The sequence below is a fragment of the Acinetobacter baumannii genome (assembly GCF_009759685.1).
Lineage (GTDB): Bacteria > Pseudomonadota > Gammaproteobacteria > Pseudomonadales > Moraxellaceae > Acinetobacter > Acinetobacter baumannii.
Genome location: NZ_CP046654.1, coordinates 1,671,902 through 1,695,302, shown reverse-complemented (window position 1 = coordinate 1,695,302; position 23,401 = coordinate 1,671,902). Strand labels below are relative to the sequence as shown.

Below are 23,401 nucleotides of genomic sequence, written 5' to 3'. Positions count from 1 at the left end.
CCTTTCGCAAGGAAAGGCTTTTGAAAATCTTTTTAATTTTATGGCTGCTTTAGGTATGGCCATGCAGCTTTTAAATAAATAAACATTGACCATAAAGTCAAAATAACGGCGGTATATAACAAAGCATAGGCCAATACTTCTAAAGGCTGCCAATTCAACAGGAATACACTAATCGCAATCATTTGAAATGCAGTTTTATATTTACCGACTGTTGATACGGCTACACTGGTCCGCGCGCCAAGTTCTGCCATCCACTCACGTAAAGCAGACACAGTAATTTCCCGTGAAATAATAACAATTGCAGCGAAAGCCATCGCAATTGTCGGTTTCCACTGCACTAAAACAATAAGTGCAGCTGCAACCATAAGTTTATCTGCAACCGGGTCTAGGAAACGGCCAAATGCTGAAGTCTGGTTTAAAGTTCGTGCTAAATAGCCATCAAACCAGTCGGTTACGGCAGCCAGCACGAAAATAGCCGTCAAGATAATATGACGTGTCATACTTCCTACGTGCTCACCAATACCTATTGCAGGCGGCCAATATGCAATCACCAAAAATACAGGAATAAGCGCAATACGCGCCAAAGTTAGGATATTTGGGATATTCAGGATTCGCCCTGTGGTCATAAACACCGCCAATTTAGTCTTCACGCATCTTTTAACAGACAAAGACACATACTTCAATATTGTATCTATCTGTAACAGCCACTTTATACGAAATATGTGAATCGAGAAAGTAGATTACTTAGGTAAATACCGTAACAGTTTGCCGCAAGATTGCAATTAAATGATCATTTTGATCCCAAAGATATGCATATTCTGTGGAGTACCCCTCAGCTGCATATTCAGTAGTTACTTTATATTTAAACCAGTCACACAACTGGTGCCGAACTGGATGAACATAAGTAATATGCCATGATAAAGAACTTGCAGGTGCAACTTGCTTAAACATAGGCAAAACACTCGGTGGCCAAATATCCATAAGAACAATCAAATCAGATAATGTCATTTGACGATTCGCATGCTGCTCTGGTGAGAACCTTGACCAGCCACCAAAGTCGGGTTGTTTACTTCCCGTTACCGGATAATTCCCCTCAGCCCAACAGACTTCAAAATGCTGAAAGCATTCAGGCATATGTTTCGCAAAAGGAATGACAGATAAATTTTCAGGTGATACATAAGCAGGGACGACTGGCTCTTGCTTTACCTCAATACTCGATGCACGAGAAGCCCCAAAACTTGCAACCAAAATCGTTTGTACCGCATCATCTTGCCATAAACGTGCTTCAAGCGTAGTGACTGACTTTCCTTCTCTTAAAACTTCAATAGTCAATCGGGCAGCGCCTTGTTGTACAGGGCCTACAAAAGTAACACTACAAGTTAATAATCTTTTATTTGAATCTTGAATATAGGAGCATGCTTTTTGCATTAATAACCCAGCAACAAGGCCACCAAAAACGGTACGGCCCTGTAACCATCCTGCGGGTATATCAATCCATTCATTTTGTTTTACATCTTCCCATAGTTGCAGTAATGACATTCATATCCCTAAATCATGCGCATGATTAAGAAATATCTTTCATCATTTTGACCAATATGTGAATGATCATTCAGCTATTAATTTACGAGCGCTTTTGTCACTCATCTTCTCAAGACATGACTACTCATGCAAAATTTTATAAATCGTTCTTGCCATCACTTCACCTAAGCCCGGCACGACTGTCAGTTCTTTTTCAGATGCTTTTAACACACCTTGGATACCACCAAAATGTGTTAATAAATCTCGGCGGCGTTTAGGTCCTAAGCCCGGAATTGCTTCTAAAACTGAAGTACTGCGGCGTTTATCACGTTTAGCTCGGTGTTTAGTAATGGCAAAACGGTGAGCTTCATCACGCACCTGTTGAATCAAATGTAGCGCCTTACTATCTTCAGGTAACTGGATTTTTGTGCCATCGGTAAAATGAAGCGTTTCAAGCCCCGGTTTACGGCCTTCACCTTTCGATACACCTACCATAAAAGCTTCTAACCCAAGCTCTTGCATTACTTCCATGGCCATATGGAGCTGGCCTTTACCACCATCAATTAAAAGCAGATCTGGTAACATTGCCTTTTTATAGCGACGCGTTAAAGCTTGGCGCATTGCTGCATAATCGTCACCCGCAGTAATATCTTGAATGGCAAATTGGCGATAGTCCCGTTTACGTGCTCCACCTTGGTCAAACACTACGCATGATGCGATCGGTGCTTCGCCCATGGTATGACTAATATCAAAACATTCAATCCGATCAATTGGACGGCCAACTACCTGCTCAAGCTGGTGGAAACGCTCATTGAGTTCTAAGTGGTTACTCAACTGCCCTTTAATTGCATGTTGAACATTCATTTCGGCAAGTTCTAACCATTCAGCACGTGTTTCTCGTACACTGCTCTTAATCTGGACTTTCTTTCCAAACTGCTGTGCTAAGGCTTCTTCCAGCTCTTTACGGTCAGGTAAGGCAGTATTCACAATCAGTTCGCTTGGTACTTCATCGGCAACCTGAAAGTAAAAGTTTGCCATGAAGTCACTTAGCATTTGACCAAGGTCATCGCCTAACATATCAGGGAAATAGCTTTTACCTCCCAACATACGTCCGTTACGTACATGCATAATCTGCACACATGTCACGCCAGCCTGATAGGCAATTGCCAAAATATCAGCTTCACCTTTCACTTTGAAAACAGCTTGCTGTGCTTGTACTTCGCGAAGTAAAGACAACCGATCTCGATAAAAAACCGCTTTTTCAAATTCAAGATCTGCCGCTGCCTGCTCCATTTTCGCAATCAGTTCCTGGTTTAACTCTTTGGTATCACCTTGTAAGAAACGAATACTGTTATTCACATCTTCTTTGTAATCTTCTGGTGAGACCAAGCCTACACACGGAGCCGAACAACGTTTGATTTGATATTGCAAACATGGACGTTTGCGCTGTGAAAAGTAACTATTTTCACACTGACGGACATTAAAAAGCTTTTGTAAAACCAGTAAGGTATCTCGGGCACTATAAGCACTTGGATAAGGCCCAAAGAATTTACCAATTTGGTGCTTACCTTTGCCACGTCCACTGGCAATTCGCGGATAAGGTTTATCTGCCGATACAAAGATATAAACATATGACTTATCGTCACGCAGCATAATGTTATAAGGCGGACGATGTTGTTTAATTAAGTTTTGTTCTAAAAGCAGCGCTTCGGTTTCTGAACGCGTAACTAGCGTTTCAATATCATAAATTCGAGCGACTAAAGCTTGAGTTTTCGGATGCTCAATGGTTTTAACAAAATAACTCGACACCCGATTTTTTAAATTTTTAGCTTTGCCAACATATAACAACTCCCCCTCTTTCCCTAGCATCTTATAAACGCCTGGAAGTTGGGTCAGATTAGCTAAAATTTTTTCAATATGGGGACGAGCGTTTTGATTCACTATTGGCATACATGGCTTAATATTGAATACCTAATGTGATGTTTTCACCTTTACTTTTCAAGTGCTTTACTGTGCCAGAAACTAAATTTGAAAAGGGATAGGAAACTAGCCCGACAAAGTGTGTCGTACTTCCTTAAGAATCGAGGCGATAGTAACTATATTTCACATCTTTTTCTTTATAAACCGCATAGGTTTTTTGACGGAAATCAGAGAACCAGCCATTGCCTGTGTAACCTGCAATATGACCATATGTGTGTCCACTTGTTCGCTCAATAATATAAATATCGCCTTCTTGTGGACGGTTAAAAGCAGGTTTAATTTTCTTATAACCGTTCTTCTCAAGTGTATGCCCCCAGTCTGAAGCTGCTACCGGATGCTTAGACACATCGGCACCTGCTGCTTGTAAAGCAATACGAATATTTTTGGCGCATTTCTCTTTACTATGGTTGGCAGATATACTTTCAAGCTTACTAGAGAACTTATGCAAATTAATATTTTGGTCTTCAGTTTTATGATTTTTAGTTCTAGATCGTTTAGATTTTTCAGTCGTCGAAGCTGCTTGTCTTAACATCACTTTTGTTTTTAAATCGCCTTGAGAACGGTCTTCTTTTCTCTCTTCGATATGATGAACATGTGCATGAGCTGCGTGATGAGCATGAGCCATTTTAAAACCTACTTCCGCTAACCAGTCTTCGAAAAAACCGCGCCATTGTAGAATCAAAATTGCCTATTGGCTTTTAATAGTTGTAACAAATTACCAGCACTGCGAAATGAGTCACAAAATTTAATAAAGGTTAATTTCTATGAATACTAAAGAATTTGTCAAAGAACTTATAAATACTATTTCAGACGAATATATCGATACTTATAAACAGATTTACTCCTCTACTTTAATCGATAATAAAATTAAAGAAGATCCCTACTGGTTTGATGCTCTCACTTTTTATCAATCTTTATCTCAAAAAGATAAGGAAACCTTATTTAAAATCATTAAACAGACGACTATTGATACTACAAGTATAATTCTAGGTATTATTGATGGTCCGGTGAGCTTAAATCAGATCCCTGGTGACTTTACGCTGACATATACAGAAAATGAGAAGACAGTAATTTTAAATGGAGATCTACAGGATAAATTCCTTACCAAAATAAAAGAAAGAGACAGATCACAATGATATATATGGAATTATAACGAGAGAAACATAATTATGAGATTAAAACAAAAGCTTATTTATAAAAACTCGAAAAAACGAAAAAATCAAATTAATACTCGAACCTTGGGCAGAAAAATATAATATTGAATCAAATTCTGAAGTAGAGATTATTGTTGAAGGCGATATAGAAAAAGGATATTTAATGATTGAATCAGAGATAGATCGTGTTGTCATCTATGGTTGGCAAGGAAGTCTTATTCAAGTCTTCAAAAATGATAAACTTATTGACTAATGATTTTATTAATAATCTATTCCTTATAACAGGTTATTTTAGCTTAAAACAAAAAACGCCCTTTCGGGCGCTTTCATTAAAACACGTATGGTCGAACAAAAATCAGGAAGAAAATTCCAAGCATGAGGAACCACTTCAAGAAGTAATACAATTTACGGTTTTTAGCTTTTAAAGCTTTAGCTTTAATACGAATTTGGTAAACATAACCAAAGGCTTTATTTAAGCCCCCTGTTTGGTCACCAGTTTCATTCGGTGAACTTGCCGCAGTCATCACATTACGACCAAACCAATGGTTGAAACGTTCCATCCATTTTACTTTCATTGGACGTTCAACATCGGCAAAGAAGATGATACGGTTTTGATCGGTCTTATTTTCAGCATAGTGAATATAAGTTTCGTCAAACACGACACTTTGTCCATCACGCCAAGAGTATCTTTCACCATCTACATCAATGAAACAACGGTCATCATTTGGAGTAATCAGGCCCAAATGATAACGGAGTGACCCCGCATATGGATCACGGTGTCTGACCAAACGGCTGTCAGGAGCAAGCTCTGTAAACATTGCCGCTTTAATGGTTGGTAATGTTTTGAGTAAAGCCGTTGTTTTTGGGCAAAGCTCAGCAGCAGAAGGATGGCTTGATTCATACCACTTGAGGTAAAAACGTTTCCATCCTGTTTTAAAGAACGAGTTAAAACCTAAGTCGTTATAGGTACTTGATGCTTTAATCCCACCTTGATCATATAAAGCTTTCGCTTCATCTCGAATCATTTCCCAATTTTCATCTAACACTTTTAAATCTTTAAAGTGTTGAGTGTCGATATAGGGTTGATTCGGTACCTTTGAAAAGATGTACATTAAAAAGTTAATCGGTGCGAGCAAGGTTGAATGGTCAAAAAATTGACGATAAAACGAGTGACGCACTTTGCCGCGATGTTGGATATACAATGCAGATATCACAAAAATCGCTAATATGATCCACTTAATCATATTGCTACTCTTTCAAAGTTTAGGGCAACCTTACCTTAATTTTCTAAGGTAATAGCAACCGGAAGTTTATTTAATTGCCGCAAATTTTAACAAAATTGACTTATAAAAAGCGAATGTAAAAAATTAAACATTGTATTTCGGAAAATTAAGAGGCCTTAATATAAAAAAGCGCTTAATTTGTGGTGGTGATCATTCATTAGAAAATTGTGACTTTGTAGTCGATTTTTTTAGACATTACACCAGAACAATTGACCTTTTTGACAAGAAGTGAATAGGATAAAATTCTCATTTTTTATATAAAAAATTAAAGATTTATACTTTTTATAAATAAAAACTTAAATTAAAACAAAAGCCTTTACTCAGCAGCTATCTCTATGATTTTCTTTATGCATTTAATTGGTATGAATTCAATTAAAAATAAGATGACCCTTGCGTCACGGCTTGATACAACTTGTCGGGTTCTTTTTAGATATAGTTATCGTAAGATTAGCGAAGCATAAATGTGTACCGGAGCTGTACACACGCTTCATAACATCAACTTAGAAATCCTCCAAAACTAAGGAGATCAGGCATGATCCACGCTGGCAATGCCATTACCGTCCAAATGCTTGCGGACGGAATTGCAGAATTCCGCTTTGACTTACAAGGTGAGTCGGTCAATAAATTCAACCGTGCAACAATTGAAGATTTCAAAGCTGCTATCGCGGCTGTAAAAGCTAATAACGATATTAAAGGCTTAGTTGTTACCTCGGGCAAATCTACATTCATTGTTGGTGCAGATATTACCGAATTTGGTCAAAACTTTGCACAAGGCGAAAAAGCGATTGTTGACTGGCTTATGCCTGTTCACGAAATCTTCAATAGCTTTGAAGATTTAGACCTTCCAAAAGTTGCTGCTATTAACGGCATGGCTTTGGGTGGTGGTTTTGAAATGTGTTTAGTTTGTGACTATCGCGTGATGTCAGAAGCTGCACAAGTCGGTTTACCAGAAATCAAACTCGGTATTTACCCTGGTTTCGGTGGTAGTGTTCGTTTAAGCCGTCTCATTGGTATTGATAATGCAGTTGAATGGATGGCAATGGCTACTCCAAAGAAACCGGCTGCTGCACTTAAAGATGGCGCTGTAGATGCTGTGGTTGCTGCGGACAAATTACTTGACGCTGCTACTGATCTGGTTAAGCAAGCGATTTCTGGTCGTTTAAACTGGAAAGCAAAACGCCAAGAAAAACTTGAAGCTGTAAAATTGAACCCACTTGAACAAATGATGGCGTTCAACACAGCAAAAGGTGCGGTACTTGCTAAAGCAAATCCTGCTCAATACCCTGCTCCAAAATTATTACTTGATTCATTACAAGCTGGTGCAAGCCTTGCACGTGATGAAGCGTTAAAAGCTGAGGCTGAAGGCTTTGCCAAAGCAGCCGTAACTCCTCAAGCTGAAGCATTAATTGGTTTATTCATTAATGACCAAGTTGTTAAAAAAGCATCTAAGCAACATGAAAAGGGTGCTCATCCTGTAAACCAAGCTGCTGTACTTGGCGCGGGTATCATGGGTGGTGGTATTGCTTACCAAGCGGCAAGCAAAGGCACTCCAATCATCATGAAAGATATTGGTAACCCACAACTTGCATTAGGTATGAAAGAAGCAAACAACTTGTTAACCAAGCAAGTTGAACGCAAGAAAATGAAACCTGCGCAAATGGGTGAAACACTTGCTCGCATCCGTCCTACTTTAAGCTACGAAGAGTTTAAAGAAGTTGACATCGTGATCGAAGCGGTAACTGAAAATCCAAAAGTAAAAGAAATCGTACTTGCTGAAACTGAGAAAAATGTTCGTGAAAACACGATCATTGCTTCTAACACCTCTACTATTTCAATTACACGGTTAGCAAAAGCATTACAACGTCCTGAAAACTTCGTTGGTATGCACTTCTTCAACCCAGTTCACATGATGCCACTTGTTGAAGTTATTCGTGGTGAGAAAACTTCTGAAGAAGCAATTGCAACTACGGTCGTGCTTGCTCAAAAAATGGGTAAAACACCAATCGTTGTAAATGACTGCCCAGGATTCTTGGTTAACCGTGTATTGTTCCCTTATTTCGGAGCATTTGACCTTCTTGTAAAAGACGGCGCAGATTTCCAGCAAATCGACAATGTAATGTCTAAGTTCGGTTGGCCAATGGGTCCTGCTTATCTGATCGATGTTGTAGGTATCGATACAGGTGTACATGGTGCTGAAGTGATGGCTGAAGGTTTCCCTGACCGTATGAAGCCAGACTACAAAGGCGCGATCGAAGCAATGTACGAAGCGAAACGTCTTGGTCAAAAGAATGATGTAGGTTTCTACAAATACGAACTCGACAAGAAAGGCAAGAAAGCAAAAACTGTTGATCCAACAGCGTATGAAGTAATTGCTCCATTCGTAACTGGCGAAAAACGCGAATTTGATAACCAAGAAATTATTGACCGTATGATGCTTGCTCTTTGCAATGAAACTGTTCGTTGCTTAGAAGACAACATTGTAGCGACTGCATCTGAGGCAGACATGGCAATGATTATGGGTATTGGTTTCCCTCCATTCCGTGGTGGTCCATGCCGTTACATCGACCAAACAGGTGTTGCTGAATACGTTGCACTTTGCGACAAATATGCGCACTTAGGTAAGGCTTATGAAGCGCCACAAATGTTGCGCGACATGGCTGCTAACAACAAAAAATTCTACGGTTAAGGAGCGACGTGAATGGCTACTTTAAATCCACGTGACGTTGTGATTGTTGATGGCGTTCGTTCTGCCATGGGCAAATCTAAAAACGGTATGTTCCGTAATGTACGTGCCGACAGTCTATCTGCTGAACTTGTACGTGCGCTCGTTGCCCGTAACCAGTTTGATGTAAATGAAGTTGAAGACCTGATTTGGGGCTGTGTAAACCAGACCCTAGAACAAGGTATGAACATTGGCCGTAACATCGGTTTATTGGCTGGCTTGCCTAAAACTGTGGCTGGTCAAACAGTTAACCGTCTTTGTGGCTCTTCTATGCAAGCGATCCACACTGCGGCTGCACAAATTGCAACAAACCAAGGTGATATCTTCATTATTGGTGGTGTAGAGCACATGGGTCACGTAGGCATGATGCACGGCATCGACCTTAACCCTGAAGCATCTAAACACTACGCTAAAGCATCTAATATGATGGGCTTAACTGCTGAAATGTTAGGTCGCATGAACGGCATTACCCGTGAAGAACAAGATGCGTTCGGTGTTGAATCTCACCGTCGTGCTTGGGCTGCAACTCAAGAAGGCCGTTTCAAAAATGAAATCATTGGTGTTGAAGGCCACGATGCAAATGGCTTTAAAATCCTTTGCGACATCGATGAAGTGATTCGTCCAGATGCAAACCTTGAAGCGTTCAAAGCATTAAAACCTGTATTTGACCCTAAAGGTGGTTCAGTAACAGCAGCAACATCTTCTGCTCTTTCTGATGGTGCTTCTGCAATGTTGCTTATGTCTGCTGAACGTGCACAAGCATTAGGTTTAAAACCACGTGCCGTAATCCGCTCTATGGCGGTTGCTGGTTGTGATGCAGCAATCATGGGTTATGGTCCAGTTCCAGCAACTCAAAAAGCACTTAAACGTGCTGGCTTATCAATTGCTGATATCCAGACTGTTGAGTTAAATGAAGCATTTGCTGCACAAGGCTTGTCTGTTCTTAAAGGCTTAGGTCTGTATGACAAACAAGACATCGTGAACTTAAATGGTGGTGCGATTGCTCTTGGTCACCCACTAGGTTGTTCAGGTGCTCGTATCACCACTACGTTGTTAAATGTAATGGAACAACAAGATACTCAAATCGGTCTTGCAACGATGTGTATCGGCCTTGGTCAAGGTATCGCAACAGTAATCGAACGTGTTTAATTAACACCAAGATAAAAAAATCCCCGCTCAATGCGGGGATTTTTTATCGGCCTTTTAAACCATCTTGAATTTGCTGCTGTAATTTCAAAATATCATCTAAATTTACTTTCATCGTACCTTCACGATAAGCATCGACATTACTTCGGTTAATTTGCAGAGGCTTTAACATTTCAAAAAGACCATTGGTTGGGTCAGAAGATTGGATTCCACCCGCTACAGCTAGAATATATTCTCGTAAAAATGGAGAAAGCTGAGACAAGTCTGGCTGTGCCATGACAGGTTGATAGTCTACTGTCGTCATACCTTCAGGGACTAAAGCATTCTGTATATCGTTATGAGTTTTATACTCACGATGTTGTAGAGCCTGACGCACTTTTTTATCTTCTTGAAATGGGACAAAGCCTACTTCTTCACGTAGCTCAGATTCGGCCATAACGCGAATTGTAGGTAAAGTAGCCACTTCTTCTGCTTGAACAGTTGGTAAACCCATAAAAGCAAATACAGCAATGAAGGCTGATTGTTTTAGAAAGTTCATAACTTGCTCCCAAAATCAGTCACCCTACGCGAACTCAAAATGATGACTAAATAAAATGTTCTATAAATAGGCTACAACAAAGTCATTTTTGATTCAGTAATGCTCAGATAAACGGTAAATATAATTAAAATTTTTAATGTAATAGTCAGGGATTTTTATCCATAGAAAACTGAATATATAGAATCACCCTATAAATTAAATATAACCATTTATAGGGTGGGGTTTATCTTATAAGTTTTATTCACTCTCTAACATTTCTTTTAAAGAATCGACTAATTGCGGAAATTCCGTATAACCTTCCCGACCTAAAAAGTGCCCACCATTAGGAACGGTAATATAAGGCGCATCAATATCCTTAGCCAATTGAATCGTTAGTTGTGGTGGAACCAAATCATCATTATCAGACAAATAAACCAGCTTTTTCTCTATGTCACGGAAATAATTAGTATCGACTTTACTCTTTGTTATATAAGGGCTAAGAGGTGAAGAATCTGAAATTGGACCAGAGAATCCAGATACTAAAATCATTCCTCCAATATTTTGATAATTATGTCTTTGTAAAAAGTGTAGTAAGGTAATTACCCCTAAACTGTGGGCAACAAAATAAGTATTTTCATTAACTGCAGGAATCTGCTCATCTAATACTTTCTGCCAAGCATCGACGTCCGGATGCTCAGAATCTGGAAATGGTATTAAAGTAACAGTTGTATTTTCATCTTCTATTTGATGTTTTAAGTCCAAAAACCAATGATCGTTAATAGAAGCTGAGTAACCGTGAAGCACAAATATTTGACGCATGTTCTTCTCCTGAAATTCAAGGGTTTTGGCATTTGTAACAAATGACATTAATCCGAATATCACCAATAAAATGAGTTTTCTAATCATGGAACAAGTACCATTTTGAAATATAAAAACATGCTAAACTATGACACCACTGTTAAGGTCAACCCCATTTTATGAACTTAGCTAAAGTTTCCGAGCTCACAAAAGTAAGCCCACGTATGCTGCGGTATTATGAAAATTTAGGGCTTATACAGCCTCATCGAGCGAGTAATAATTATCGAAGTTATACGCAAAAAGATATTGAAAATATTAAGAAAATTAAAATATTAAATGACGCAGGTATGAACCTGAAAGACATTCATGTTTTATTGCCATGTTTTGATTTAGATGAACGGGTATTTACGCTGTGTTCAGTGGTTCAAGAAAAACTACAAACAGAACTTAAGCATGTGTCCGATCAGTTAAACAAACTGCAAACTTCTCAAAGTTTATTACAATCTTTCTTGGCGAAAGGAAAAGCTGAGAGCACCAATATTTAAAAAGTGATGCTCCTCCTGTCGCTATTCTTTTAACTCCCCTTCCAAGGCAGCTACATTCTTTTTCTTAATTTTTTCAATTTTTGCATTAAGTTTTAAAACGTCTTGATACAGTGCATTAAACTTTTTGACCTGAGCATTTTCATGGAAAAGTATCATCTGATCTTTCTTTTGCCATGGATAAGTTTTTAAAAGCTTAAACATTTCTTCTGCTTTATCTAAAATTTGTAGCTCAATCATAAAAATTGCATGGTCCTGATCGGCTTTTTGCTGAGCTCCTAATTTTATTTCGAGGATTTGTCTCATCTCTTTATCAACAGACAGTTCCTGAATTTTTGCCAAGAAGGTTTTATGAATTTTTTCATATTCGGATTGATACTTATCTGAAGCTCTGCGAACATCGGCTAGCATTTTTTCGGTTTCAGCATATTTTTGTTTTTTATCATGATCTAAACGGTCAACATTTAAAAACGTATCCCATTTCGCAGCTTTTAATTCTCTTAAATATTCATTACGTGCATTTACATTTTGGACCCAATAACTCAAAAGAAACTCTGAGACTTGTTTGTAGTGTCCTGCCAGCCGTTTATCGTGAATATCAAGTTGTACAGGTTTAGTCCAGTCTTGGGCCTGATCATAAAGCTGATTCATTTTTTCAGTCATTACCACATCAAACATTTGACTGCTATCTTTGGCTTGCTGCTGTTTTATATGTTGATAGGTAAAAAAAACAATACTCGTAATAACAACCAGACTTGCAATTGCAATCAAAACTCGGCGCATAAACACCTCCTATTTCCATTCTTATAGTTTTGCTCTTTATAGTTATAAAATAGAGCTTATAGTTCTTTATATGCCATTTATTTCACAATACGCAACACTCTATTCTCCATTCAATGCTTTAAATCCGTGTACATCATCCCTATTATGATGGGTAAATTATATTTATGAGATTCTCCCATGCGTGTTGATGTCTGGTCTGATGTAGTATGCCCTTTCTGCTATATCGGCAAAAAACGCCTTGAACATGTCGCTGCCGAGGCAGGTATCGAGCTTGATATTCACTGGCATAGTTTCGAACTAGATCCTGATGCTCCCGCAAAACATGACACTTCAAATACTGAGCGTTTGGCTAAAAAATATGGCCGTACCTATGAAGAGATGGAAGAAATGGAACGCAACATTGCGGCCATGGCTGCTTCTGAAGGTATTGACTTCCAATGGCAAAAAGCCAATTCAGGCAATAGCTTTAATGCACACCGTATTATCCACCTTGCACAAAGTAAAGGTTTAGGAAACGAAGCAAAAGAAGCTTTTTTCCATGCTTATATGACTGAAGGTCTAGCTATTGGCGAACGCGAAGTTGTAGAAGAAATTGCTTCTCGTATTGGCCTTGATAATGCCGAAGTTGAATATGTACTCGATACAAATGAGTTGGCTGACTTTGTTCGTCATGATGAAAAAATTGCACATGAGCAACTCAATGTAACTGGCGTACCTTTTTTTGTATTTGACCAAAGAATCGCACTTGCAGGAGCACAACCTCGTGAAGTGTTTTTACAAGTACTAGAACAAGCACAACTCAAGGCAAATGCTGAAAATATCGAGCAAGATGACGCAGCTGTTTGTAATGATGAAACATGCGATATTCCACAAAATAAATAGGCTTAACGATAAAGTGTGAACGAGTCGTATGTTTTATCACCATTTTAGCAATAGAGCGTTCTAAAAAAAGAACTATTCAATTGTTTAAAATCGGTTTATGATTGCGGCTTAGAATATTCGCGCTGTAATGTTCTGTTTTTTATGTGTTTAATGATCGGAATTTGAAGTTTCCTTGATCAAAAACTCCCCCTAGTTTGGGGGATTTTTTTTGCTTAAAAATTATCGCTAATAGCTTAAACTTTTTAATTAATTTCAAATATGTAAGAAAAGTTAAATTTACTTAAGTTTTGTGTCGTCCTCTTGATTTTATTAGAAAAATCTACAAAAGTGACAATAACAACAAAACATAAAGATAGATATGAAAACATTTCACATCATTACATATCGGCAGCTTTTTGCCCTTTTGACCTTAGGATTTGGTTCAGTATGTATGGCTCATGCAGAAGTAAATTCTTCCTCAACCCAACAAATAAACGGTTTGTCATCTGGAGCACAAACTGAAGAAAATAAAGATGAAAATCTTTTAGACCAAATTCCAAGATGGATTGATGCAACCCCAACGATTTTCCCCGAGCAGTCCAACGAACCGATTGTTCCACCAACCGAGCAAACCGAAGATCAGACTTGGTTTGACCGTAAACAAAAGAAAATCCGTAATTGGGCCGATCGTACATCTGGAAAAATTGATAATTGGTTTGGTGAAGTTGACCCACAAAAACCTGCATCAGCCACCATTCGGGTCATGATCGATAACTATTGGAATGAATATGATAATTATGAAATCAAGCCCAGAATTCGCGGTAAGATTAAATTACCTACTCTAGAGAAGCGTTTAAGTGTGGTATTTGGTGATGACTCTTTAGATGACGAATTTAATAATAGCCCAGCCAATATCAATCAAAACCCAAATCAAGATCCAAATAAAAAGTTAGATGGTAAACGAACTCGAGATGACAACAGCTCAATCGCATTACGTTGGTCAAATTTCTCGAAAAAGCTACCTTTTGAAACAGACGCTGACTTAGGTATCCGTTCTGGCGATGATATTTATGTCCGTTTAAAAGCATCGAGAGACTGGCAGCTCCGTAATGATTTTAAATTTTATGCAGAACAAATTTATCGTTATGGCATAGATAGTGAAAATTACTTACGAACTAATCTTGAACTTACCCATGCTCGTCCAAATCAGCCGATCTTATCAAACCAGTTCAGCTTAACTTATGCCGATGATCAAGATGACGATTTAACATGGGAAAACCGTCTTTTCCGAGAACATAGCTTCTTTGCAAATAACCGTTTTAACTATGGCATTTATACAGGTGGCTACTACAATGACAACGATTTACGTTTAAACAGTTGGGGACCATTTGTATCATGGCGTCAGCCTGTTTTACGTGAATGGTTCTTTGTACAAGGCGACCTCAATTACTTTAATGACCATCGTGAAGATCGCAACCATTATGTGAGCACATTCTTACGATTAGAAGCCCTTTTCTAAGCTTAAAAATCACCTTGGATTCCCCATCCAAGGTGATGAATAATAAAATACTTTTAAATAAAAATTTAAGCTTTTCTTCTTACAATAACGAGCTAATTTTTGATTCCTGATCTTCAGAAAAATGAATCAATTCTCTTCTTTTTCATTTGAATACAGATCTACTGCCTTACTTTGCATTTATAGCTTAGGTATGCTGGTTTTAATTCCTCATATACAGCTTTTTCCTACCTCTTTGAAACACTCACGCTCTACAAGGCGAATCCTGTATTCGTCTGTGGTTACTCTCAAAACAAAAAGTCAGTCTGTATCTTTTTTACATTCACCATGCGAAGTAGAACCAAGTCATAGTTCAGATACCGCACTTATTCAGGACCTGATGGCTGTATTTGGAAATGATACGTTGTGGAGTCGCGCAGCCCAACGCAAACATCCTTATAAAACCTTTGGCAAGGTCAAGAAGAAAGCTTCAACTCTTCATGTTTCAGAAAATAATCCGCTCACAGCAAGTTGGAATACCATTTCAACCTGGATGCCGTTTGAAAATGATCTTGATCTAGGCTCAAACTCGGAAAGTGATGTTTATGTACAATTTCTTGCCAAGAAAAAATGGAATTTACGACATAACATTAGTCTAGATACTGAGCAAATTTTCCGATATGGTTCGACCAGCCGGAATTACACTGAAACGACGCTGAACTTAACGCAGAAAATGCAAGATAACACATTATTTTCCAATACATTTAATGTGAATAAGAGTGGAAAGGAAGATTACAACTGGGGGAATTGGACTTTCCAACAATTTGAATTTGTAAAAGATAATCGTCTGACTTACGGTATTTATAGCGGTGGTGTATATGTCAATAACGATATCCGCCTAAATAGTTGGGGACCTTATATTTCATGGCGTCAACCGATATGGAGAGATTGGATTTTTATGCAAAATGATCTTAATTTCTTTAACCATCTTGATGATGACCCCAAGCATCAGCTCAGTGTCCAAATGAATCTGGAAGCTAATTTTTAGACAAAAACCATCAAATTGTGGATAACTCTTTCTTTATCCACAAAAAAGCCCCTGATAATTCAGAGGCTTTTTCTATTGCAAAATTATTTTAGCAATAAGTTATTAATACGCTTCACATAAGCTGCCGGATCTTCCGGTAATCCACCTTCTGCAATCACCGCCTGATCAAAAATCACATTCGCCAAATCATCAAATTGTTCTGAACCTTCAAGTTTTTTCACTAAAGGATGCTCAGGGTTAATTTCTAAAATTGGCTTGATTTCAGGTACGGCTTGCCCTGCTTGTTTGAGCATACGAATAAGTTGAGGAGACAATTCCCCTTCGCTAGTCACTAAACATGCCGGAGAATCTACCAAACGAGTCGTTACACGGACTTCTTTGGTTTTAGCCTTCAATGAGTCACTTAATTTCTCAACAACAGGTTTAAACTGTTCAGCCGCTTGCTCAAGTGCCTTTTTCTCTTCAGCATCTTGCAAGTCACCTAAATCAACTGCGCCTTTAGATACATTCTTCAATGGTGTACCGTCAAACTCGTGAACAAAGTTCATTGCCCACTCGTCAACACGCTCTGCCATTAATAATACTTCAATGCCTTTTTTCTTAAACAACTCCAACTGTGGAGAGTTCTTAGCAGCAGCTAAACTTTCAGCAGTCACATAATAGATAGCTTTTTGGCCTTCTTTCATGCGTGCCTTATAGTCCGCAAAAGAAGTTGTTACTTCATCATTTGTTGAAGTTGCATAACGTAATAATTTTAAAATACGTTCGCGGTTACCGAAGTCTTCACCCAAACCTTCTTTAAGAACTGAGCCAAACTCAGTGTAGAACGTTTTGAATTTTTCTTGGTCTTTTTCATCTTCAGATTTAGCTAAGCCATCAAGCAAAGTGAGTACACGGCGTGCGTTACCTTCACGGATTGTCTTAACATCACGGCTTTCTTGCAACAACTCACGGCTGACATTAAGCGGTAAATCAGCGCTGTCCACGACACCTTGTACAAAGCGTAAATAGTTTGGAATTAGATTGTCCGCATCATCCATAATAAATACGCGTTTTACATACAGCTTAATTCCTGCTTTTGCTTCACGTGTAAAAATGTCATGAGGTGCTTTACTTGGAATATAAAGTAACTGGGTATATTCCGTACTACCTTCTACACGGTTATGTGCCCATGCAAGCGGAGCTTCAAAATCGTGAGTTAAGTTTTTATAGAACTCAACATATTGCTCTTCAGTCACTTCACTCTTGTTACGTGTCCATAGTGCACTTGCCGAGTTAATTGCTTCCCACTCATCTGTTTTGACCATTTGGCCGCCTTTAGGCTCCTCACCTTCAGCAACCTCTTCTTCTTGCCAAACTTCTTTTTGCATTTCAATTGGCAAGCTAATGTGGTCAGAATATTTATTAACGATTTGCTTAACTTTATAAGACTCTAAATAATCAAGCGCGTCATCACGCAAGTGAAGAATAATGTCAGTACCGCGTGAAGCTTTATCAATTTGCTGAACTTCAAACTCACCTGTACCGCCACTGATCCAACGCACCCCTTCAGAAGCATCTAGACCTGCGCGACGTGATTCAACTGTAATTTTATCGGCAACAATAAAACCTGAGTAGAAACCAACACCAAACTGACCAATTAACTGAGCATCCGCTTTCTGGTCACCCGTCAATTTTGACATGAAATCTTTAGTACCTGATTTTGCAATTGTACCCAAGTTATCAATAGCTTCTTGTTGGCTTAAACCAATACCGTTATCAGAAATCGTTAAAGTTTTATCTTCTTTATTTAAGCTGATTCGTACATGTAAATTAGGGTCATTTTCATAATATTCAGGATGATTAATTCCTTCGAAACGCAATTTATCACATGCATCTGATGCATTAGAGATAAGTTCACGTAAGAAAATTTCAGGGTTTGAATAGAGAGAATGCGTCACTAAATGTAAAAGCTGTGCTACTTCCGCTTGGAAACTATAATTTTGTGATGCTTGTTCACTCATAAATCACTCCTTAAATTTTGAAGTCTGTTTGTTCTCGAATGCTTTATGAATGGAGTACTTCTAGAATTTTTCAATCCTGAATATTAAAAAATTTTACTCTAATTAAAATGGTCCATGGCTTAAGACCCTATCTTGTAAAATAGTGTCTAGTTGTTTTTGTCTTTGCTGATATGCCTTAGAAATACAACTCACATTAGCTGCACAAGCATTTCTTTTTTTCAGCCATTGCTGCTGTGTATCTTTTTGATTATCACGTCCACCCATTGGTAGTGCATGTAAAACAATTTGATATGTCGTTGCCATTTTGACATCGGCATCATTTAAAGACCGGTTCTTACAAATACTGAGTTCAGTCTTTGTTTTTGCAGCATTGCAAGAGAAACTAGCAGCTTGCAAACTATGCGTAAAAGCTAAACCACTAAAAAGTGCTAGCCCCATGGCAAATTTTCTATTCATCATGTTATTCCTTTAAAAATGTATAAAAAATAGTTTAGAAATAAAGAGCGGTAAAATATGTATAAAACTGTCTATTTTATGCGTTTTTTAGTGAGAACCATGAAATAAAAAACCTCACATAAAAAGCTATGTGAGGTGCCTGAATCTAGGTTTATTATTATATTCTTTCTATTTATTATTATGCTTAGAATTTATAGCTATAACCTAAAGTGTAAACAAACGGGTTGATATCTAAATCAAACTTATAATTAGCTACTGAAGGATCAATTGTTACCTCTGGACTAATATCTGCATAACGCACATCTACAAATACTCCCCAATTTTTAGCATCAGCAGGTTGGAAATTAAAACCAACTTGGCCAGCGACACCAAAATCTTCTTTTACTTTTACAGCAACACCTTGTTCATCCCAAGGAATAAATGCTGTTGCCCCGATACCAATATACGGTGTAAAACGAGTCGAGTTTTTAAAATGATATTTTGCTGTAATTGTTGGTGGTAATTGTTTAATACGCGCTTTTTTTTCGCCATTGAGCAATACATCGTGATTAATAGGTGTTGCTAATAATAATTCTGCCGAAAATGGAGATTGGCCAAAAAAGTATTCTACTGATGGAGTAAATGCATATTCATGATCCGCCTTTACCACACCTAAAGGTGTTGTTGTATCTTCCGATGGAGCAATAACGCTGCCCCCAAATTTTACTTGCCAATTACCAGCAAAAGTAAATGAAGATACCCCCATTAATGCAACAACTAATACTTTTTTGAACACTTTAATATCTCCAACCCTATTTATATTTATAATAAACATTTATTTTAAATTGATGCAACACCCATTATAAAATTATTTTTATATTTATTTTTAAATAACTGTTTTAAATAAAATTATATATTAACCAACTATTTTAATTGGTTTTTATTCCAACCTAATTAATCAGAATTATTTTATATAACCAACCTTTTTAATAAACTTTAAATCCGAGTATTTTAATATAGTTTATTCTAAATACATGTTTTGTTTATACCACAAAAAAACCTCCTTAATCATTATCTCTAGATAAAAACTAAGGAGGTCTTTATTTAATATTTTATAAAAATTATAAAACCATGGCTGCAATCCAACCAAAAATTAATAGCGGAATATTAAAGTGAATAAATGTTGGTATCACAGTATCCCAAATATGGTCATGTTGCCCATCTACACCTAAACCTGCTGTTGGTCCTAAGGTAGAATCAGAAGCCGGAGATCCAGCATCACCTAAAGCAGCAGCTGTCCCGATAAGTGCAATTGTCGCTAACGGTGAGAAACCGAACTGGACACATAAAGGTACATAAATAACAGCTAATACAGGAACACTTGAGAAAGATGAACCTATACCAATCGTGACAAATAGGCCAATACAAAGCATTAAAAATGCAGCAAGCGCACGGTTATCACCAATGATTTCTACCACACCTTTAACCAACTGGTTAATATCTCCGGTATGAGTCATAACCGAAGCAAAACCGGCAGCAGAGATCATAATAAAGCCGACTAGAGCCATCATTCTCATGCCTTGTACAAAGACATCATCTGCATCTTGCCATTTAAAAATGCCTGCCGTAGAAAGCACTGCAAAGCCCACTAAACCACCCAAGATCATTGAGCCGGAATAAAGCTGCGCAACTAAAGTGAGTCCAATAGCCAGTAAAGCCATAAAAATTGTTTTTTTAGCAATAACAGGGCCTTGCTCTGCCTCATGTTTAAGTTCTTCTGCGTCTGCTTTTAAGTCTGCTGTTTCATCTTGTGCAGTTGCACGAAGAGGTTTATCTAAATCAATTGTAGTTACAGGGCTTATCGAACGGTCAGCATAAATTCGTGGCTTACGGTAACTGATAAATACCGCAACCAAGGTGCCTAGAACCATTCCCAAAACTGGAATTGCCATACCAATAGGCATCATGCCACGTTCTACATGTAAACCATAAGCAGCACCAATTTTGTTGATATTTCCCATCAAAATCTGTTCAAGGAAAATCGCACCAAAGCCAACAGGTAAGAAAATATATGTCCCAACCAAGCCTAAAGTAAGAACACAAGCTGCGGCGCGGCGGTCTAATTTTAAATGGTTCATTACCCGTAATAGAGGCGGAACCAATACTGGAATAAAAGCAATATGAACTGGAATAAGGTTCTGAGAGAAAATAGCTGCGATCAGTAAAATACCTAAGAGTAAATATTTCACCTTAGTTTCTCGGCTTTTCCCTGCTTCCATTCCCAATAAACCAATCAGTTTATGGGCAAGTAAATCAGGTAATCCAGATTTTGAAAGTGCCAGAGCAAATGCCCCTAACACTGCATAGGCAAGTGCAACCTCAGCACCATCACCAAGACCAGCGTTAAAGGCTTCAACAGTTTGAGAAAGGCTTAAACCCGCTACGAGGCCGCCCACAATGGCAGAAACCACTAAAGTCAGTACGACAGAAACGCGCGCCAGTGATAATAAGAACATCACTGCAATCGCAATAACGACAGCATTCATGAATAAGTTCAGAGCAAAACAAAAGGCGATATTCTACCAGATTCACCTCTATGAAGCCGAAAATATCGCCGAATTAACAGTTTTGTATATTAAACAGTCACTTATTAGCTCTGCGAGTCAATAAACTGGCGAATATGAACTGCCACTTTTTCAGCCTGACTCAAAATCGCCCAATGATTTGCTTCAAGCTCAACATATTCGAAGTTTTCAACCCATTTTGGCATCGCTTCTGTAATATATTCTGGGCTGACAAAAGTGTCATACTTTAAAATAATTGCTTTAACTGGACATTGCGCATAACGCTGACGAGGACGAGTTAAACGTGGAATAAAATTCGCACGATATAAGTTAATACCGTATTTCCCATCTGAAGAAATATTACTATTTAAAGGCAAATTATCTTTTCGCTCTAAGTCATTTAAGATCTTACCCCACTTCTCTGGACTAAACAGCGACCATACAGTTGGAGCAATTAGCGGTAAATGGAATGCTCCGATATACCATGATTTTGTGAGTATTTTTAGGATCTGTGCAGGTGATGTTTTGAACTTCTCTCTTAAGAAAAGTGCCGCATGATCCAAACATGGACCGGAAATTGTTGTATAAGAGAGTAAACGGCCTTTAAATTTAGGTTCTGTTGCAGATTCCCAAGACTGAATTGAACCCCAATCATGCGCAGCCATATGGAACTGTCGATTTGGGATTACCTCATCTACGACTTCCTGCAAATCTAAAGATAAACGTTCTAAACGGTAATCCCGTATCCGTTTAGGAATAGATGATAAGCCTGCCCCACGGACATCATAAGTCACAATATAAAAATCATTGATTAAATGCTCAATGACCGATTCCCATACTTCCTGATTATCTGGATAACCATGCACTAACACTAATGGAATATTTTTCTCATCACCCCAAGCCTTGGCACACAGGGTTTGTTGATCACTTGTCGTTACGGCATAAATCTTTGGCTGCATAATCATTTCCTATTTTGTTTTTCAATCGATCATGTCGTTAATCGGATAAAGCATTGCCATCAATATAAAAAAGATGATACTTATCTAGTATGACCAGTGTTGCAATAAAAAAAATTGACTATTATGGCTATTTTAAAAAAACTTCAGAACATTCCTTCAATTTCCAAATTCTTATTTAACCATTACCCACCTTACCGTGGAGCTGGTATTCATATTGAAGTCATGAATTTAGAGCTCTGTCATGTTCGGGTAAAAATGCCACTTACTTGGAAAAATCAAAATCTGGTAGGCACTCACTTTGGCGGAAGCCTTTATTCAATGGTTGACCCCTTTTATATGTTGATTCTTATGCATCATCTCGGATCAAAATATATTGTTTGGGATAAAGCAGCTGAAATTAATTTTTTATCACCTGGCCGAAGTACCGTTTATGCTGACATTCGCGTTGATTTAGCAGAAATTGAACAAATTCGTGAACTTGCCGAAAACTATGCTCCTGTTCTTAGAACATATCATTTAAATATTTTCGATGAATCAGGTGTGAGAATTGCTGAAGTCCAAAAGACACTTTATATCCGACGTAAAAAAGCAAAACCTTCTACTAATAAAATAAGCGCCTGAAGGCGCTTATTTTTCATTTCACTTATTTTTATTTCTTTTCTTCAATCGCAGCACCAGCACCGCCGCCGATTGCGCCACCAATTGCAGCACCTGTATCACCACCTATGATAGCTTTACCAACGACCGAACCAATACCTGCACCAATCGCACTCTTGGTTGTGGTTTGTTTACTGCCGCCTTGAGTATTAGAACCCACACCTGCACCTACCGCAGCACCTAAACCTGCACCGATACCGCCACCAACATGGTTACCCAGACCGCCACCCAATGCACCACCTGCTGCTGCTGCACCAATACGCTGGTCAGACGGACTCATATTTTGACAGCCGGTGAACATAACTGTTGATAATATGACAGTAGATATTAAACCAATTTTTTTATTCATGACCGTACTCACTCCTTTGGGCTTTAATCAAAGCATAGTCTTCTTTTATGGGGAATTTGATCAGTTTGTGTTATTGCACTGTCGTAATTAATAGATATTTTGTAAAGCCAATTTATGTGCAGTGATGAGTTAAATTTACATCTTTTAAAAGCAGATAAAAAAGAAGCTCTTAATGAAATAAGAGCTTCTTTTTTAATATAGTTAGAGGTAGTTTTAGTACTTACCTTTTTTCTCTTCATAGGCTGCACCAGCACTACCACCGAGTGCTCCACCTGCAGCAGCACCAGCGTCACCACCAATCACTGCACCACCTAAGATTGCCCCAACACCTGCACCAATGGCACTATTACGTACTGTTTTACTGCTAGAGCCTTTAGCATTAGCGGCAACACCAGCACCAAGCGCTGCTCCTAAACCTGCACCAATATTACCGCCTATATGTTTACCTACGGCACCACCTGCACCACCACCGATAGCTGCCGAACCAATACGTTTGCTTTCTGGGCTAGCATTTTGGCAACCTACAAATAGAGTAGTTGACATTAAACCAACACCTGCAATCATCATCATTTTTTTCATTAAAGCTA

The 23,401-nt window shown here is 38.3% G+C and carries 23 protein-coding genes; 8 read left to right on the top strand and 15 right to left on the bottom strand.

The window, feature by feature from the left end; all coding sequences use genetic code 11:
* Nucleotides 1-38 precede the first annotated feature (38 nt).
* The 4 genes from pgsA to GO593_RS08060 form a co-directional block, all read right to left on the bottom strand.
* A complete protein-coding gene (pgsA, locus tag GO593_RS08075; protein WP_000206941.1) occupies nt 39-626 on the bottom strand; it encodes a CDP-diacylglycerol--glycerol-3-phosphate 3-phosphatidyltransferase in 588 nt (195 codons plus the stop codon).
* Nucleotides 627-744: 118 nt separating this feature from the next.
* Entirely contained in the window at nt 745-1,539 is a 795-nt protein-coding gene (locus tag GO593_RS08070) for a thioesterase family protein (protein WP_000055168.1), read from the bottom strand.
* Between the two features lie 120 nt (nt 1,540-1,659).
* Nucleotides 1,660-3,459: an excinuclease ABC subunit UvrC gene (uvrC, locus tag GO593_RS08065; protein ID WP_012300759.1), complete on the bottom strand. Its 1,800-nt coding sequence runs from the start codon at nt 3,457-3,459 to the stop codon at nt 1,660-1,662.
* A 133-nt stretch (nt 3,460-3,592) separates the two neighbouring features.
* Complete coding sequence (locus tag GO593_RS08060; RefSeq protein ID WP_000929586.1) at nt 3,593-4,123, bottom strand: CHAP domain-containing protein; 531 nt, start codon at nt 4,121-4,123, stop codon at nt 3,593-3,595.
* 139 nt (nt 4,124-4,262) lie between these two features.
* Between GO593_RS08060 and GO593_RS08055 the strand changes: the two genes are divergently transcribed.
* A complete protein-coding gene (locus tag GO593_RS08055; protein WP_001092667.1) occupies nt 4,263-4,634 on the top strand; it encodes a hypothetical protein in 372 nt (123 codons plus the stop codon).
* A gap of 347 nt (nt 4,635-4,981) precedes the next feature.
* On the opposite strand, the gene lpxO is transcribed toward GO593_RS08055, so the two are convergent.
* Nucleotides 4,982-5,896: a lipid A hydroxylase LpxO gene (gene lpxO, locus GO593_RS08050; protein WP_000598899.1), complete on the bottom strand. Its 915-nt coding sequence runs from the start codon at nt 5,894-5,896 to the stop codon at nt 4,982-4,984.
* A 571-nt stretch (nt 5,897-6,467) separates the two neighbouring features.
* Here lpxO and fadB point away from each other — a divergent pair.
* The gene (gene fadB, locus GO593_RS08045; protein WP_000580938.1) at nt 6,468-8,621 is read left to right on the top strand and encodes a fatty acid oxidation complex subunit alpha FadB; all 2,154 of its coding nucleotides are present in this window, start codon (nt 6,468-6,470) and stop codon (nt 8,619-8,621) included.
* 12 nt (nt 8,622-8,633) lie between these two features.
* Nucleotides 8,634-9,806, top strand: coding sequence for an acetyl-CoA C-acyltransferase FadA (gene fadA / locus GO593_RS08040; protein WP_000212712.1), 1,173 nt, complete (start codon nt 8,634-8,636; stop codon nt 9,804-9,806).
* Between the two features lie 43 nt (nt 9,807-9,849).
* On the opposite strand, the gene GO593_RS08035 is transcribed toward fadA, so the two are convergent.
* Both GO593_RS08035 and GO593_RS08030 read right to left on the bottom strand, forming a co-directional pair.
* Entirely contained in the window at nt 9,850-10,341 is a 492-nt protein-coding gene (locus GO593_RS08035; RefSeq protein WP_001010132.1) for a hypothetical protein, read from the bottom strand.
* A 237-nt stretch (nt 10,342-10,578) separates the two neighbouring features.
* Nucleotides 10,579-11,226, bottom strand: a complete 648-nt coding sequence (locus GO593_RS08030; protein ID WP_074162217.1) for an RBBP9/YdeN family alpha/beta hydrolase — start codon at nt 11,224-11,226, stop codon at nt 10,579-10,581.
* A gap of 71 nt (nt 11,227-11,297) precedes the next feature.
* On the opposite strand from GO593_RS08030, the gene GO593_RS08025 reads away from it, so the two are divergent.
* Entirely contained in the window at nt 11,298-11,663 is a 366-nt protein-coding gene (locus tag GO593_RS08025; protein WP_001046658.1) for a MerR family transcriptional regulator, read from the top strand.
* A 21-nt stretch (nt 11,664-11,684) separates the two neighbouring features.
* Here GO593_RS08025 and GO593_RS08020 read toward each other — a convergent pair whose 3' ends face one another.
* On the bottom strand, nt 11,685-12,443 hold the full coding sequence (locus tag GO593_RS08020) for a hypothetical protein (RefSeq protein ID WP_001255246.1): 759 nt from the start codon (nt 12,441-12,443) through the stop codon (nt 11,685-11,687).
* A 177-nt stretch (nt 12,444-12,620) separates the two neighbouring features.
* Between GO593_RS08020 and GO593_RS08015 the strand changes: the two genes are divergently transcribed.
* The 3 genes from GO593_RS08015 to GO593_RS08005 all read left to right on the top strand — a co-directional run bounded on the left by GO593_RS08015 (nt 12,621) and on the right by GO593_RS08005 (nt 15,847).
* On the top strand, nt 12,621-13,325 hold the full coding sequence (locus tag GO593_RS08015) for a DsbA family oxidoreductase (RefSeq protein ID WP_001261850.1): 705 nt from the start codon (nt 12,621-12,623) through the stop codon (nt 13,323-13,325).
* Between the two features lie 358 nt (nt 13,326-13,683).
* Nucleotides 13,684-14,823 (top strand): hypothetical protein, encoded by a 1,140-nt coding sequence (locus GO593_RS08010; protein WP_000846675.1) that lies wholly within the window; start codon nt 13,684-13,686, stop codon nt 14,821-14,823.
* 121 nt (nt 14,824-14,944) lie between these two features.
* Nucleotides 14,945-15,847, top strand: a complete 903-nt coding sequence (locus GO593_RS08005; RefSeq protein ID WP_001984552.1) for a hypothetical protein — start codon at nt 14,945-14,947, stop codon at nt 15,845-15,847.
* An 83-nt stretch (nt 15,848-15,930) separates the two neighbouring features.
* Here GO593_RS08005 and htpG read toward each other — a convergent pair whose 3' ends face one another.
* The 5 genes from htpG to GO593_RS07980 form a co-directional block, all read right to left on the bottom strand.
* A complete protein-coding gene (gene htpG / locus GO593_RS08000; RefSeq protein WP_001294941.1) occupies nt 15,931-17,850 on the bottom strand; it encodes a molecular chaperone HtpG in 1,920 nt (639 codons plus the stop codon).
* 102 nt (nt 17,851-17,952) lie between these two features.
* A complete protein-coding gene (locus tag GO593_RS07995) occupies nt 17,953-18,306 on the bottom strand; it encodes a lysozyme inhibitor LprI family protein (protein ID WP_001080202.1) in 354 nt (117 codons plus the stop codon).
* 184 nt (nt 18,307-18,490) lie between these two features.
* Nucleotides 18,491-19,081, bottom strand: a complete 591-nt coding sequence (locus GO593_RS07990; RefSeq protein ID WP_000475288.1) for an OmpW/AlkL family protein — start codon at nt 19,079-19,081, stop codon at nt 18,491-18,493.
* Nucleotides 19,082-19,406: 325 nt separating this feature from the next.
* Nucleotides 19,407-20,831 (bottom strand): Na+/H+ antiporter family protein, encoded by a 1,425-nt coding sequence (locus GO593_RS07985; RefSeq protein WP_000994938.1) that lies wholly within the window; start codon nt 20,829-20,831, stop codon nt 19,407-19,409.
* A 104-nt stretch (nt 20,832-20,935) separates the two neighbouring features.
* Nucleotides 20,936-21,814 (bottom strand): alpha/beta fold hydrolase, encoded by an 879-nt coding sequence (locus GO593_RS07980; protein WP_001984558.1) that lies wholly within the window; start codon nt 21,812-21,814, stop codon nt 20,936-20,938.
* Between the two features lie 117 nt (nt 21,815-21,931).
* On the opposite strand from GO593_RS07980, the gene GO593_RS07975 reads away from it, so the two are divergent.
* Nucleotides 21,932-22,429: a DUF4442 domain-containing protein gene (locus GO593_RS07975; RefSeq protein ID WP_000996189.1), complete on the top strand. Its 498-nt coding sequence runs from the start codon at nt 21,932-21,934 to the stop codon at nt 22,427-22,429.
* 28 nt (nt 22,430-22,457) lie between these two features.
* Here the strand turns inward: GO593_RS07975 and GO593_RS07970 are convergent, their stop codons facing one another.
* Together GO593_RS07970 and GO593_RS07965 are read right to left on the bottom strand one after the other, a co-directional pair.
* Nucleotides 22,458-22,814 (bottom strand): YMGG-like glycine zipper-containing protein, encoded by a 357-nt coding sequence (locus tag GO593_RS07970; RefSeq protein ID WP_001034851.1) that lies wholly within the window; start codon nt 22,812-22,814, stop codon nt 22,458-22,460.
* Between the two features lie 213 nt (nt 22,815-23,027).
* On the bottom strand, nt 23,028-23,393 hold the full coding sequence (locus GO593_RS07965) for a hypothetical protein (RefSeq protein ID WP_000738603.1): 366 nt from the start codon (nt 23,391-23,393) through the stop codon (nt 23,028-23,030).
* Nucleotides 23,394-23,401: the final 8 nt, after the last annotated feature.